Raw genomic sequence first — 13,876 nt, 5'->3', positions numbered from 1 at the left:
AGTGCCACCGAGCACGGTGCAACCGCCGAGCACGGCGCCACCACTGCGCAATCCATGACCGCCCTGCTGGAGCAGACTCTGGATGTCGCGCGGCGGTTCGGACGCGGAGATCTGGCGCAGCGGCTGGACCAGGCCCGGACCCGCGTCCTCGATCCGCGCATGCGCATCGTGGTGGTCGGCCCGCTCAAGCAGGGCAAGAGCCAGTTCGTGAATTCACTGCTCAACCTGACCGTGTGCTCGGTCGGTGACGACGAGACCACCGCCATTCCCACCCTCGTGCAGAATGCGGAGACTGCGTCGGCGGAACTCGTCCTCGCCGATCCCGGCGCAGATCCGATTCGGGTCCCGCTGCCTCTCGAGGAGCTGACCGGCATTACGCCCGCCTCACCCCGGGCCGGGGGCCGGGAGGTACTGCGGGTCGAGGTCAACGTGCCGAGTCCCCTGCTGGCGGACGGCTTGGTCCTGGTCGATACTCCCGGCGTGGGCGGCGCAGGCAATCCACATGCCGCGAGCACGCTCGGGCTGATTCCCGCCTCCGACGCCGTCTTCGTTCTCTCCGACGCGAGCCAGGAGTTCACCGAACCGGAGCTCGGATTCATCAGGCAGGTCACGAGCCTGTGCCCGTCGGTGGCCTGCCTGATCAGCAAGACCGACCTGTATCCCCATTGGCGGGACATCGTCGAGGCCGATCGAGGGCACCTCGCGCGCGCAGGCCTCGACGTACCACTGATTCCCATTTCCTCACTCCTCCGTTCCCATGCGCTGCGGCTGCAGGACGAGGAGCTCAACACCGAATCGGGCTTCGTCGAGCTCTACGCCTTCCTCCGCGATCGGGTGGTGGCCCGCGCGGAGTCGAACACGCGTCGCGCGGTGTCGCTCGACGTGTCCTCGGTGGCCGAGCATCTGACTCTGGGAATCGGTAGTGAGCTTGCCGCCCTTCGTGATCCGGCCAAGGGTGTCGCTGCCGTCGCCGAGCTGCAGAAGGCGAAGGCCGCGGCGGAAGATCTGCACAAGCGGACGTCGCTGTGGCAGCAGACCCTCGGAGACGGTATCGCCGACCTGGCCGCGGATATCGATCACGATCTCCGCGACCGGCTGCGCCGCGTGACGCGGGAAGCCGAGGAAACCGTCGACCAGGGGGACCCGGGCAAGGACTGGGACGCGTTGGGGCAGTGGCTCGAGCAGGAGTTCGCCACCGCTATCGGTGACAACTTCGTGTGGGCGCACGACCGCGCGCTATGGCTCGCCGAGGTGGTGGCTCAACACTTCGCCGAAACCGGTGCCGTGGAGCTTCCGCACCTCGACATCGCGAACGTCGACGGGGTCCTCGAGCCCGTCGCTTCGCTCGCAGATCTCGAGTCGGGCCGGATCGGCATTACCCAGAAAGTGCTCGTCGGTATGCGCGGCTCGTACGGTGGTGTGCTCATGTTCGGGCTCATCACCACCATGATGGGCATGGCGCTGGTCAACCCCATCTCGATCGGGGCCGGTGTCCTTCTCGGTACCAAAGCGTATCGAGAGGACAAGGAGAGCCGGGTCCTCAAGCGGCGGGGCGAGGCGAAGGCGGCCATCCGCCGGTTCGCGGACGACGCCAGCTTCCAGGTGGGCAAGGAGTCGAAAGACCGGCTCCGCTCGATCCAGCGGTTGCTGCGCGATCACTTCACAGGCATCGCCGAGCAGGCATTGCGCTCGATCAACGAGTCGCTGCGTGCCGCGCAGGAGGCGGCCAACCTCGAGTCCACCGAGCGCACGCGCCGGATCGCGCAACTCGAGAAGGATCTGCACATCGCCTCCGAACTGAAGGAGCGGGCAGCCCAGCTCGTCGTCGGCGACGCCGGAGCGATCACGGCATGACCGCAGCGCCACTTCCGGAGGCCCGCAGGCTGATCGCGTCGGCCAGGCAGCTTTACACCGGCCGGCCCGAGATTCGCGATCAGCTCACCGAATGCGCTCGCCGCCTCGAACAACCACTGCGGGTAGCGCTGGCGGGTTCTCTGAAAGCCGGCAAGTCCACGTTGCTCAATTCGCTGGTGGGCCAAGACATCGCCCCGACGGATGCGACGGAGTGCACCCGTGTCGTCACTTGGTACCGCAGCGGGTCGACGCCCGCCGTCACCGCCTGGTACCAGGCGGACGGCCCCGACGGCGCGTTGGCCTCGGCGAACGTTCCGGTGTTGCGCCGGGACGGACATCTGACTTTCGACCTCGGGCACCTGACCGCTGCGCAGGTGGACCGACTCGATGTGGAGTGGCCTTCGTCGGCGCTGGCCCACACCACCATCATCGACACGCCCGGCACCTCCTCGCTGTCGCGGGACGTGTCGGCGCGCACCCTCGAGATGCTCACCCCCGACAACGAGGCTTCCGGTGCCGACGCCGTCGTCTACCTTCTGCGCACCCTGAATGCGACGGATGTGCAGTTCCTCGGCCAGATCGGGGATCACGTGGGGGACGAGTCGGGTCCGCTCGGTGTGGTCGGTGTCGTGTCCCGGGCCGACGAGGTGGGGGCGGGACGCCTCGACGCCATGATGTCGGCGAAGGAAGTGGCGTCCCGGTTCGCGGGCGAGCTCGAACGCACCGGGCTGTGCCAGGCGGTGGTTCCCGTCGCGGGGTTGCTGGCCTTGGGTGCCCGTACGATGCGGCAGGCCGAGTTCGCCGCATTCCAGCACCTGGCCGAGGTGTCGGTGGACGACCTGAACATGGCCATGCTGTCGGCCGACCGTTTCGCCCGGGAAGACAGCCCGCTGCCCGTCGATGCTCGAATGCGGGCGCAGCTGGCCGACCGGTTCGGGCTGTTCGGGATTCGAATGGCCGTCACGTTGATTCGGCTGGGCACCCGGGACTCGCCGACGCTTGCCGCCGAACTGGTGGAGCGGAGTGGGCTCGACGAGTTGCGTCAGGTCATCGACATCCAGTTCGGGCAGCGTGCCGACCAGTTGAAGACGCACTCCGCGCTGGTTGCGTTGAAGCGGGTGCTCACCGCCCATCCGGTGCAGGGCGCAGGCGGGATTCTGCTGGCTGCCGAGCGTCTGCTGTCCGATGTGCACGGCTTCCAGGAACTGCGGCTCCTCGGGCGGCTGCGGTCCACCGAGGTGGGGCTACCCCCCGACGACGTGGCCGAGCTGCAGCGACTGATCGGCGGATTCGGGATCTCGATCTCCGAGCGGCTCGGGACCGACAATGACGACGCGGTGGAATTGCAGCGGATGAGGGCACTCGCCGCCGTCCGGAAATGGCGGGAACGCGCGCGTCACCCGTTGCTCGACCAGTTCACCGCCCGGGCGTGCACCGTTGCCGCACGAAGCGCGGAAGGCGTCCTGGAAGAGCTGAACTCGGTACTCCTGTAGCGCGTCAGGTTGCCGAGACGCCCGCGATTTCGCCTTCCCGGAATGCCTCCACGAACAGCTGGTGATCCCTGCGGCTCACCTCCGCATACGCGAGGCCGAAGTCGATGATCTCCTCGACGAACTGGTCGAGCCGACCCTCGATCACACCATGGATGGCGTCCTCGGTCTGGAATGTGACCAAGGTCTGATCACTGTCCTCGTCGGAGACGCAGTGAACCTTCGCGGTCGCCCTGCCGAGGTCTTCGAGCACGGGGGCGATCTCCTCCGGTTCGGTGAGGTCGGACCAGTCGAGGTCCAGTTCGTACGGTGACAGTTCGGCGACCACGAATCCGGTGTCCCCGATCTCGGTGTAGCCGAGCAGGGGATCGGTGTGGACCTGCAGGGCGCGCTGGCTCACCACGGTGCGGTGACCCTCGTGCTCGAAGTAATTACGGACGGCCGGCTCGTCGACGATGCGGCTCGGGGCCGCGACATTGCCCTGCTTGATGGACAGCACGATGTCGTTCTCCAGTGCCTGGGTGGCCCCTTCGATGAGCACGTTGTACGCCGGCAGTCCGGCGCTGCCGATTCCGAACCCCTTGCGCCCCACCACATCCTTGATGCGATAGAAAACCGGGCGCTCCGACCTCTTGTTGGGGGGCACTCGTTCGATGTAGGCGTCCAGCGACTCGCACACGGTGTCGCGTTCGTTCTCGTCCAGTTCCCGGACCCCGCGACCGCGGCGGAAGTGCCGGTCGTAATCGTCGAGCACCGTGACGGAGTCGAGGAGGCTGACACGGGTGGCGAGGCGGGCCTGCAGGAGAAGGTCGTGGATGCTGCCGCGGGAGTTGTCCAGCCGCAGCGCGTACGCGTCGTCCGCCTCCTGCTGTACGTAATGCATGATCTGTTCGACGTACGTACGCAGATAGGTCTCTGCCAGTGCCCGGACATCACTTTCGGGCAGAGCCTTCTGCCAGCCCATCAGCGCGAGGCTCGCCACGAAGCGCCGAAGGTCCCAGCTGAAGTGCCCGACGTAGGCCTCGTCGAAGTCGTTGACGTCGAAGACCAGGGTGCCCTCCGAGTTCATGTAGGTTCCGAAGTTCTCCAGGTGCAGGTCGCCGTGGATCCACACCCTGCTGGTGCGGTCATCTGCCCAGGGGTCGTCGAAGTCCCGGATGTCGTTGTAGAACAGGCAGGCACTGCCCCGGTAGAAGGCGAACGGGTTGGCCGCCATCTTCCGGAACTTGGTACGGAAGGCGCTCGGGTCTGCCTCCATGAGATCGGCGAACGCCTCGACGAGGGCGCCGACGATCTGCTTCTGCCTGGTCGAATCGGCATCGTTCACAATGCCCTCCTTGTCGCGAGTCCGATACCCGCACGTGGGCGTCACCGGACTACCCACGTTAGCGACACTGCTCGTACCACCGCTGGCGAAAGGACTCGCACAATCCCATCTCAAAGTCGGCGCGCCGCGGACGACGGCGTGGCGGACAGGAACTGCGGGGTGGGTAAAGCCGCGGATGCGGCCCTGTGGAGTACGCGTGCGACCACGTCTTCGACCCGGTCGAGCGGAACGAGGGCGATGGCCGAGCCGCCGAAGCCGCCCCCTGTCATTCGCGCTCCCCACGCTCCGGCGTCGAGGGCGGCCTCGACGGCGCAGTCCAGTTCGACGGAGCTGACCTCGTAGTCGTCCCGCAACGAGCGATGGGAACGGGTCAGGACGTCCCCGATGTCGGCGATGCGGTTCTGCGCCAGCAGATCGGTCACCTCGACTACGCGCCGAATTTCGGCGAGAACGTGCCGCACCCGCGGCACCGACTGTGGCACCGTCAGCGCGGCGAGTGCGCCGTCCACGTCGCGAATGTCTCGCAGCGTGTCCACACCCAGGTCCGCGCATGCCCGCTCGATCGTCGCCCGCCGCGCGCCGTACTGCCCGTCGGCCAGTCTGTGCGGAGCGTTGGTATCCATCACCAGGAGCTGGGCGCCCGCCGCCGCGAAGTCGAGGGGAACGAGGCGGCTGTCGCCGCTGCGGCAATCCAGAAGCAGGGCGTGCCCGGGGCGGGCGAGCATCGCGACCGACTGATCCATCCCCCCGGTCGCCGCCCCGACGATCTCGTTCTCCGCGCGGATGCACGCGTCGATCAGCGTCCGGCGTCCGTCCGTGTTGGTGGGCAGCCCGACCGAGTCGGCGACGGCGAGCGCGAACGCGCATTCCAGCGCCGCCGAACTCGACAGGCCCGAACCGACGGGAACCGTGGAGTGCACCGCGACGTCGAAGCCTGTTCCTGCCGGCGCGATGCCCGAATCTCGCAACGCCCAGAGCACACCCGCCAGGTAGGCGGCCCACCCGGACGGACGTCCCGGCGCCACCTCGGACACTGCACCCTGCCACCCGTCGGTCGTGTGGGTGGAGACGCAACGCATCCGGTCGTCGTTCCGGATGCGGGCGGCCACCACCGTGACGTAGGGGAGTGCGAACGGAAGTACGAGCCCGCCCGCGTAGTCGACGTGCTCGCCGATGAGATTGACACGTCCGGGCGCGGCCCACACGCCGTCAGCGGCTCCACCGAAGGCGCTGCGGAACAAGGCTTCCGCGCCCGCAGCGACGGTGTAGGCGTCGGCGGGTTCCACCCCAGTTGGGGCCGTCACGAGGCCACCTCGCGCAGGCGGTCGGCGATGCGTTCCGGGGTGGTGTCATTGATCCAGGCGCCCATGCTCGATTCGGAACCCGCCAGGTACTTCATCCGGCCCGGCGACCGCATCATCGAGTACAGCTGGAGGTACAGGCGCCCGAAAGGGCGATCGTCGCCCACCGGCGCCTGATGCCATGCGGCGATGTAGGGGACGGCGTCGACGCCGTCGAAGAAGCGGTCGACCCGTCGCAGCAGTTCGAGGTAGACGAGCGCGAGTTCGTCACGTTGGGCGTCGTCGAGTTCGGCGAGGTCTCGGACGTCGCTGTGTGGCGCGAGGTGCACTTCGAGCGGCCACCGGGAGGCGGCGGGCACATAGGCAGTCCAATGTTCGGCGGCAAGGACGATCCGCCGGCCCGCGCGTTTTTCCGCCTCGAGCACGTCCGACAGCAACAGCCTTCCCGTCCGCTCGACGTGGGCGCGCGACCGCTGTATCAGGGTGGCGGTGCGCGCCGGCAGGAACGGGTAGGCGTAGATCTGCCCATGAGGGTGGGTCAGCGTCACCCCGATCTCCCTACCGCGGTTCTCGAAGCAGAACACCTGGCGGATCCCGGGCAGCGCGGACAGTTCGGCGGTGCGGTCGGCCCAGACGTCGATCACGGTGCGGACCCGGCCGGGGTCCAAGGACGAGAACCGCGCGTCGGGGTCGCTGCTGAAGCAGACCACCTCGCATCGGCCCGACGCCGGGGCCAGCGGCCACAGTGGTTCGTCATCGACGCGCCCGGGAAGGTGCTGTTCCTCTGCAACGGTCGCCAACGCGGGAAAACGGTTCTCGAAGACGACGACGTCGTAGTCGTCGGCGGGTATTTCGGTGGGGGGCTTACCCGGCCGGCTCGGGGCGAGTGGTGACGCGTCGGCTGGTGGGAGGAACGTGCGATCCATTCGCTGCGCCGCGATGACAACCCATTCACCCGTGAGGACGTCGAAACGCATCTGCGACTGCGAGACGATGGCTGGCAGAGGCCTGGAATCGACCGGTTCACGGGTGGCCGCACCGGAGACGTACGGCTCCGAGTCGTCGAAGTAGATGAGCTCGCGCCCGTCCGCCAGCCTCGTCCGGGTTTTACGTACCCTGCTCCCGGCGGGCGCTCGCAGCGCGCTTTCCTCATCACGCACCGCCATCGAGCAATCCTTCCCTCGAACGACCGAGTGCCCCGAACGCGCTGCTTCGAGGGCATCTCCTCACGGTATCCCGGCGCCGAGGGACGATGGGTGATGCGTCGACCTCTCAGAACTCCATACCGGCGTCGGTGCCCATCGTCTTCGTCGTGTTGGCACCGTCGAGGGATTCGCGAATGATGTCGGCGTGACCGGAGTGGTGGCCGGTCTCCCGAATGATGTGGAGCAGGGTCCGGCGGATTGTCCACCACTGCCGCTCAGGTGCCCACGGCGCGGTGGGGAGCGGGATGAGCACGTCCAGGTCGCTCAGGCCCGCCAGCGCGGTCTCCGTCGCGCGGGCCACCTCGGCATAATCGGCCAGAAGCCCCTCGAGGGTTTCGTCCTCTCGCATGTAGTACAGCTCCATCGCCGATTCCATGTCGAACTCCGCGTTCTCGTCAGGTTCGAGAATGGTTTCAATCCAGTGCTTTTCGGTGTGGGACACGTGCTTGATCAGCCCGCCGAGTGTCAGGTCGCTGACGGTGGAGCGCTGACGTGCCTGTGCGTCGTCGATGCCGCGGACGGTGATGAGTAACGTGTCTCGTTGCTCCTGCAGGATCTGCAGGATGTCCGCGCGTTCGCCGGTGATCGAGGGCTTCTCCGAAGTGGTCATGAAAAGAACGATAGGCGGTATTGCGGTCAGAAACGGTCCTTGTTAGGCAGGGCAATCTCGGGGTGTTTCTCGGGGTCGAAGTTGGGTGCCTTCCTGGATGTGCCGACACCGGCTGCAGCGCAGGATTTCAACCATGAAACTTCTGCCGACATCGGAGCCGCGGCCACTGCGTAGTCGCGGGGCCGGTGCGTTGGGGGTGAGGCGATCGACCGTGTCGCGGCAATACCTCGGTACCGACGACATCTGCTGGGGGACAGGATGTCCGGTGATCTTCGTCCCACCGAAGGCGGCCGGTTCCTCGGTGAGTTCGACCCGTTCGGCAGTGAGGCGAAGCCGGGCGTCGAGGTCCACGGTGGCACATAGTGCCCGTCGCGGAAAAGAAGTTCGCCGACAACTGTTTTTCCGTCAGAAATTGGGTATCCCCTCGGTGACGCGCCACTTCGACATCACCAACTCGAGTCGGGCCAACGAACGGTCGATGGACTTGGGACGAGTCGACAACGTTGTGGAGCCGGTCTCCACCGAGGTGTGGGAAGTGCGCCATATGAACGGTCACGTACACGGCTTTCACGCTTCCGGTGTGCAGTATCCGGGGTGGGGCACCGAGGAGCCCGTGCACAGGCCGCCCCCACAGATCCGGTGCGCGTCGCCCCCTGCCTGTCTCGTCCTGCTGTGAAGCCGCGTCTTCTTCGATCTGCCTGCGCTGCCCGGTTCACCCCGCTCGGTTACCTCACTCGGTCATCTCTGAAAGGTCCCAATCATGTTCCGTACCACGCTTACTGCCCTGGCGGCCGCGGCACTCTTCTTCGGCGCCGCATCGGTCACACAGGTGGCGGCAGCCACTCCGGCGTGCAACTCCTCCTATGAGGGAACCAGCAATGACGAGTACGACCCGGATCCGGACTTCACCGGGACGACCAACGACGAGTACGACCCCGATCCCGAGTACTCCGGCACGTCGAACAAGGAATACGACCCCGATCCCGAGTTCGCGGGCAGCACGGATTCGTGCCAGGCCTGAGCCGGATCAACGGCGTCGGTGCAACCAGGCGGACACGCCGGGCGCGAACAGGGCGAGGACGCCGACGGCGACCAGTGCGCTGTAGGCCAGCGGCGCCCATTGCAACACCCCGGCCGTGGCGTCGCCGGCGTCCGACAGAAGGGTCCAGAATCCGACGCCACCGGCCGCGCTGAGGAGGCCGATCACCACCAGCGTGACGAGGCCCGCCATTTTTCGGGCCCGGAGGAGCTGTATGCCGAGGAGTGCCAGGAGAATCAGCACGACCGCGATGGCGCCGCTGGCAATCAGCGTGAAGTTCACCGTGTCGGTGATGTCCTGTGCGGAGTCGGCGGGATTCTCCGCGGCCACCGAGGCCTCGAGTGCATCACGCACGGCGCGAAGGTCCAGAGCCACGGCGCCCGCGATGCCGGCGAGAACGACGAACGAACCTACCCACGCGGTCAGTGAGACCGTCACTGCCTTCGGTGTGGAGTCGGTCGGCGCGGTGCGCAGGGGCGTAACCGCGAACTCCGGACGGGGCGGGACGGGCCGCGGCGGGGCCGGGCGCCGTGGCGGTTGTTCGGGTGTCGTCACGGTGGGAATCCTATCGAGATGTCGCGAGCGACCGTGCCGACTCGCTTGGTGGTTCGGCCGGACACACCCACCACCGGGTGAATGTACCTTTCGACGCCTCAGATGCGCCGAAAGGTACATTCACCGTCTCGACGACCCGGAAGTTGTCCGCAGCGACTGGGAACAAATCCGGAGTACGGCCCGTTGAGCCTTCTGACAACCTTGAGTGCCCTGGACTCAAGTTCGAATTGACTCCCGACGCGGTTCGGGTGCAAACTTGAGCCGAGGGCGCTCACCAAGCGCCAACATCGCAGTTCGGTACGAAAAAACTCTGCCCCCGGAACTGCAAAACGAAAGTGAGGAACACTATGGCTCGTGCGGTCGGTATCGACCTCGGTACAACGAACTCGGTCGTGTCTGTGCTGGAAGGCGGCGAGCCCGTAGTGGTCGCCAACGCCGAAGGCTCTCGCACCACCCCGTCGATCGTCGCCTTCGCCAAGAACGGTGAGGTGCTGGTCGGCCAGCCAGCCAAGAACCAGGCGGTCACCAACGTCGACCGCACCATCCGCTCCGTCAAGCGCCACATCGGCACCGACTGGAACGTGGAAATCGACGGCAAGAAGTACACCCCTCAGGAAATCAGCGCGCGCACGCTCATGAAGCTCAAGCGTGACGCCGAGGCATACCTGGGTGAAGACATCACGGACGCCGTGATCACTGTCCCCGCCTACTTCGAGGACGCCCAGCGGCAGGCCACGAAGGAAGCCGGCCAGATCGCCGGCTTGAACGTGCTGCGCATCGTCAACGAGCCCACCGCCGCGGCACTCGCTTACGGCCTGGACAAGGGCGACAAGGAACAGACCATTCTGGTGTTCGACCTCGGTGGCGGCACCTTCGACGTCTCACTGCTCGAGATCGGTGACGGCGTCGTCGAGGTCCGCGCCACCTCCGGTGACAACCACCTCGGTGGTGACGACTGGGATCAGCGCATCGTCGACTGGCTCGTGGAGAAGTTCAAGAGTCAGAACGGCATCGACCTGACCAAGGACAAGATGGCGCTGCAGCGCCTGCGTGAGGCGGCGGAGAAGGCGAAGATCGAGCTGAGCTCCTCGCAGAGCACCTCGATCAACCTGCCCTACATCACCGTCGACGCGGACAAGAACCCGCTGTTCCTCGACGAGCAGCTCTCGCGCAGCGAATTCCAGAAGATCACCTCCGATCTGCTCGACCGCACCCGCGCCCCGTTCCAGGCAGTCATCAAGGACAGCGGTATCGCGGTCAAGGACATCGACCACGTCGTGCTCGTCGGTGGTTCCACCCGCATGCCCGCCGTCTCCGACCTGGTGCGCGAGCTCACCGGCGGCCGTGAGCCCAACAAGGGCGTGAACCCGGACGAGGTCGTCGCGGTGGGCGCTGCCCTGCAGGCCGGTGTCCTCAAGGGTGAGGTCAAGGACGTGCTGCTCCTCGACGTCACGCCGCTGTCCCTCGGTATCGAGACCAAGGGTGGGGTGATGACCAAGCTCATCGAGCGCAACACCACCATCCCGACCAAGCGGTCCGAGACCTTCACCACGGCCGACGACAATCAGCCGTCGGTGCAGATTCAGGTGTTCCAGGGTGAGCGCGAGATCGCCTCGCACAACAAGCTCCTCGGTTCCTTCGAGCTCACCGAACTGCCGCCCGCCCCGCGGGGCGTGCCGCAGATCGAGGTCACCTTCGACATCGATGCCAACGGCATCGTGCACGTGACCGCGAAGGACAAGGGCACCGGCAAGGAAAACACGATCAAGATCCAGGACGGCTCCGGTCTGTCCAAGGAAGAGATCGACCGCATGATCAAGGACGCCGAAGCGCACGCCGAGGAAGACAAGGCGCGTCGCGAGGAGGCCGAGGTTCGCAACCAGGCCGAGTCGCTGGTGCACCAGACCGAGAAGTTCATCAAGGACAACGAGGACAAGGTGTCCGGAGACGTCAAGGAGAAGGTCGAGGCTGCCATCAAGGAAGCCAACGACGCCCTGGCCGGCACGGACATCGCCGCGGTCAAGTCCGCGGTGGAGAAGCTGGCCACGGAGTCGCAGGCCCTGGGCCAGGCGATCTACGAGGCGAGCGCTGCTGAAGAGGCGGCGAACACCGACGGCGCCGGCAGCAACGGCTCCGATGACGTGGTCGACGCCGAGGTCGTGGACGAGCCTTCCGACGCGGAGAAGAAGTGACGTCCGACAACACCGAGCAGGAACCGGTCACTTTCGTGGACAAGCGGAAGATCGACCCCGAGACCGGTCAGGTGCGGGAAGCGGAACCGGTGACGGAGTCCCTCGCGGGCGCCGCCGCCGCTCCGCAACCCGGCTCGGTGGATGAAGGGGAAGTGCAGGAGCAGGCTGCTGCGCCCGAGCGGGACGAGCTTGCCGAGCGCACCGCCGACCTGCAGCGACTGCAGGCCGAGTACGCGAACTACCGTCGCCGCGTCCAGCGTGACAAGCAGGTCGACATCGAGTCGGCCAAGGCGTCGGTGGTCGGTGAACTCATCGGTGTGCTCGACGATCTCGATCGGGCACGCAGCCACGGCGACCTCGACTCGGGGCCGCTCAAGGCTGTGGCAGACAAGCTCACCGGCGCGCTCACCTCTCTGGGTCTGAGCGAGTTCGGGGCGGAGGGCGATCCGTTCGACCCGTCGCTGCACGAGGCAGTGCAGCACGAGGGAGACGGTCACGACCCCGTGCTGGGCACTGTGATGCGAAAGGGCTACAAATTCGGTGACCGCGTCCTGCGGCATGCGATGGTAGCTGTGATCGATCGCGTCGAAGGCGGCGAGAACACCTCCGACGAGGCTGCACAGCCCGCCGAGTCGGAACAAGAATAAGAGCGAGAGGAGGAGACGCCCAGTGAGCCAACGGGAGTGGATCGAGAAGGACTTCTACAAGGAGCTGGGCGTCTCGTCCGACGCGTCCGCGGACGAGATCAAGAAGGCGTATCGCAAGCTCGCCCGCGACCTCCACCCGGATGCGAACCCCGGCGACACCAAGGCGGAGGAGCGGTTCAAGTCCGTCAGTGAGGCGCACGCCGTTCTGTCGGATCCCGCCAAACGCAAGGAGTACGACGAAGCCCGGCGCCTGTTCGCCAGCGGCGGTTTCGGCCGGGGTGGATTCAGCCCCGGCGCCGGTGGAGGCTTCAGCCAGGGCGGTTTCGACATCAACGACCTGTTCGGCGGTGGCGGCGCCGCGGCCGACGGACTCGGTGACCTCTTCGGAGGACTGTTCAACCGCGGTGCCGGCGGCGGCGCCACCCGCACGTCCAGTCGTCCGCGTCGTGGAAGCGACGTGGAGACCGAGACGACGCTCGAATTCCGCGAGGCCACTCTCGGTGTCACGGTTCCGCTGCGCCTCACCAGCCCATCGCCGTGCACCACGTGCCACGGCAGCGGAGCCAAGCCGGGAACCAGCCCGCGGGTATGCCCCCGATGCAACGGAACCGGAATCGTCAGCCGCAACCAGGGTGCTTTCGGTTTCAGCGAACCGTGTGACGACTGCCGCGGTACCGGCTCCATCATCGATTCTCCGTGCGAGGTGTGCCACGGCAACGGGGTGACCAACCGCACCCGCACCATCACGGTCCGCGTTCCGGCCGGTGTCAGTGACGGCCAGAAGATCCGGCTGGCCGGGCAGGGGGAGGCGGGCCTGCGCGGTGCGCCGTCGGGTGATCTCTTCGTCACCGTGCGGGTGCGACCCGACAAGGTGTTCGGCCGCAACGGCGACGACCTCACCGTAGTGGTGCCGGTCAGCTACGGTGAACTCGTGCTCGGTACGACCGTCTCTGTCCCCACCTTGGAGGGGCGTGTCGGCGTGAAGATTCCGGCGGGAACAGCGGACGGACGCATCCTCCGCGTCCGCGGCAGAGGCGTCCCGAAGCGTGGCGGCGGGGCAGGTGACTTGCTGGTCACCGTCAAGATTGCGGTACCGCAGAAACTGGACGACCCCGCTGTCGACGCATTGAAAACCTATCTGGAAGCCGAAAAGGCCAGTGGGTTCGACCCCAGGGCCGGGTGGGCAGGTGCGTGATGACCGATACAACTCAGGAACCACACGACGCGTCCGTTGACCCCGATGCCCAGATCTTCGTGATCTCGGTAGCGGCGGAGCTTGCGGGGATGCACGCCCAGACGTTGCGTAACTACGACCGTCTGGGCCTCGTCACCCCGCACCGCACCCAGGGTGGCGGCCGACGCTATTCCCCGCGCGACGTCGCACTGCTCCGCGAGGTCCAGCGGCTCTCCCAGGACGAGGGTGTCAATCTCGCCGGTATCAAGCGCATCATCGAACTCACCAATCAGGTGGAAGCGCTGCAACACCGGGTGCGGGAGCTGGCCGAGGAACTCGCTCAGGTACACGCCGGCTACCGGCGTGACCTCGTTCCCATCCCCCGCAGCAACGCACTCGTCGTCTGGAAGCCCAGACACAAGCGCTGACCCAGCGGTGACACAAGCGCTGACCCAGCGGTGACACAAACGCTGACCCAGCGG

General features: G+C 66.5%; 13 protein-coding genes. 8 read left to right on the top strand and 5 right to left on the bottom strand.

Features of this window, described 5'->3' with window-relative positions:
* Positions 1–54 precede the first annotated feature (54 nt).
* Together ACH49N_RS19760 and ACH49N_RS19755 are read left to right on the top strand one after the other, a co-directional pair.
* Positions 55–1,854: a dynamin family protein gene (locus ACH49N_RS19760; protein ID WP_159927468.1), complete on the top strand. Its 1,800-nt coding sequence runs from the start codon at positions 55–57 to the stop codon at positions 1,852–1,854.
* Entirely contained in the window at positions 1,851–3,347 is a 1,497-nt protein-coding gene (locus ACH49N_RS19755; protein ID WP_317766344.1) for a dynamin family protein, read from the top strand. The genes ACH49N_RS19760 and ACH49N_RS19755 overlap by 4 nt, the downstream gene beginning before the upstream one ends.
* 4 nt (positions 3,348–3,351) lie before the next feature.
* Here the strand turns inward: ACH49N_RS19755 and ACH49N_RS19750 are convergent, their stop codons facing one another.
* The 4 genes from ACH49N_RS19750 to ACH49N_RS19735 all read right to left on the bottom strand — a co-directional run bounded on the left by ACH49N_RS19750 (position 3,352) and on the right by ACH49N_RS19735 (position 7,787).
* On the bottom strand, positions 3,352–4,671 hold the full coding sequence (locus ACH49N_RS19750; RefSeq protein WP_358273679.1) for a DUF2252 domain-containing protein: 1,320 nt from the start codon (positions 4,669–4,671) through the stop codon (positions 3,352–3,354).
* 110 nt (positions 4,672–4,781) lie between these two features.
* Complete coding sequence (gene galK / locus ACH49N_RS19745) at positions 4,782–5,975, bottom strand: galactokinase (protein ID WP_358273678.1); 1,194 nt, start codon at positions 5,973–5,975, stop codon at positions 4,782–4,784.
* Positions 5,972–7,138, bottom strand: a complete 1,167-nt coding sequence (galT, locus tag ACH49N_RS19740) for a galactose-1-phosphate uridylyltransferase (RefSeq protein WP_358273677.1) — start codon at positions 7,136–7,138, stop codon at positions 5,972–5,974. Before galT ends, galK begins: the two co-directional genes overlap by 4 nt.
* A 106-nt stretch (positions 7,139–7,244) precedes the next feature.
* A complete protein-coding gene (locus tag ACH49N_RS19735; protein ID WP_358273676.1) occupies positions 7,245–7,787 on the bottom strand; it encodes a DinB family protein in 543 nt (180 codons plus the stop codon).
* Between the two features lie 427 nt (positions 7,788–8,214).
* Between ACH49N_RS19735 and ACH49N_RS19730 the strand changes: the two genes are divergently transcribed.
* Both ACH49N_RS19730 and ACH49N_RS19725 read left to right on the top strand, forming a co-directional pair.
* On the top strand, positions 8,215–8,463 hold the full coding sequence (locus tag ACH49N_RS19730; protein WP_358273675.1) for a hypothetical protein: 249 nt from the start codon (positions 8,215–8,217) through the stop codon (positions 8,461–8,463).
* 84 nt (positions 8,464–8,547) lie between these two features.
* A complete protein-coding gene (locus ACH49N_RS19725) occupies positions 8,548–8,808 on the top strand; it encodes a hypothetical protein (RefSeq protein ID WP_109332813.1) in 261 nt (86 codons plus the stop codon).
* 6 nt (positions 8,809–8,814) lie between these two features.
* On the opposite strand, the gene ACH49N_RS19720 is transcribed toward ACH49N_RS19725, so the two are convergent.
* Positions 8,815–9,381, bottom strand: a complete 567-nt coding sequence (locus ACH49N_RS19720) for a hypothetical protein (RefSeq protein ID WP_159924792.1) — start codon at positions 9,379–9,381, stop codon at positions 8,815–8,817.
* Between the two features lie 347 nt (positions 9,382–9,728).
* Here ACH49N_RS19720 and dnaK point away from each other — a divergent pair, with 347 nt between their 5' ends.
* Genes dnaK through ACH49N_RS19700 form a run of 4 tightly spaced genes read left to right on the top strand, consistent with a single transcriptional unit; the run spans position 9,729 to position 13,822 of the window.
* Positions 9,729–11,573, top strand: a complete 1,845-nt coding sequence (gene dnaK, locus ACH49N_RS19715) for a molecular chaperone DnaK (RefSeq protein ID WP_109332799.1) — start codon at positions 9,729–9,731, stop codon at positions 11,571–11,573.
* Entirely contained in the window at positions 11,570–12,220 is a 651-nt protein-coding gene (gene grpE, locus ACH49N_RS19710; protein ID WP_109332798.1) for a nucleotide exchange factor GrpE, read from the top strand. The genes dnaK and grpE overlap by 4 nt, the downstream gene beginning before the upstream one ends.
* Positions 12,221–12,242: 22 nt before the next feature.
* Positions 12,243–13,415 (top strand): molecular chaperone DnaJ, encoded by a 1,173-nt coding sequence (gene dnaJ, locus ACH49N_RS19705; RefSeq protein WP_109332797.1) that lies wholly within the window; start codon positions 12,243–12,245, stop codon positions 13,413–13,415.
* Entirely contained in the window at positions 13,415–13,822 is a 408-nt protein-coding gene (locus ACH49N_RS19700) for a heat shock protein transcriptional repressor HspR (RefSeq protein ID WP_109332794.1), read from the top strand. The genes dnaJ and ACH49N_RS19700 overlap by 1 nt, the downstream gene beginning before the upstream one ends.
* Positions 13,823–13,876: the final 54 nt, after the last annotated feature.

The sequence above is a fragment of the Rhodococcus sp. NPDC019647 genome, from assembly GCF_044389235.1.
In the GTDB taxonomy this organism is placed as follows: Bacteria; Actinomycetota; Actinomycetes; order Mycobacteriales; family Mycobacteriaceae; genus Rhodococcus_F; species Rhodococcus_F oxybenzonivorans.
Note: the sequence above shows the minus strand (reverse complement) of the source record. Positions and strands in the feature narration are given on the sequence as shown.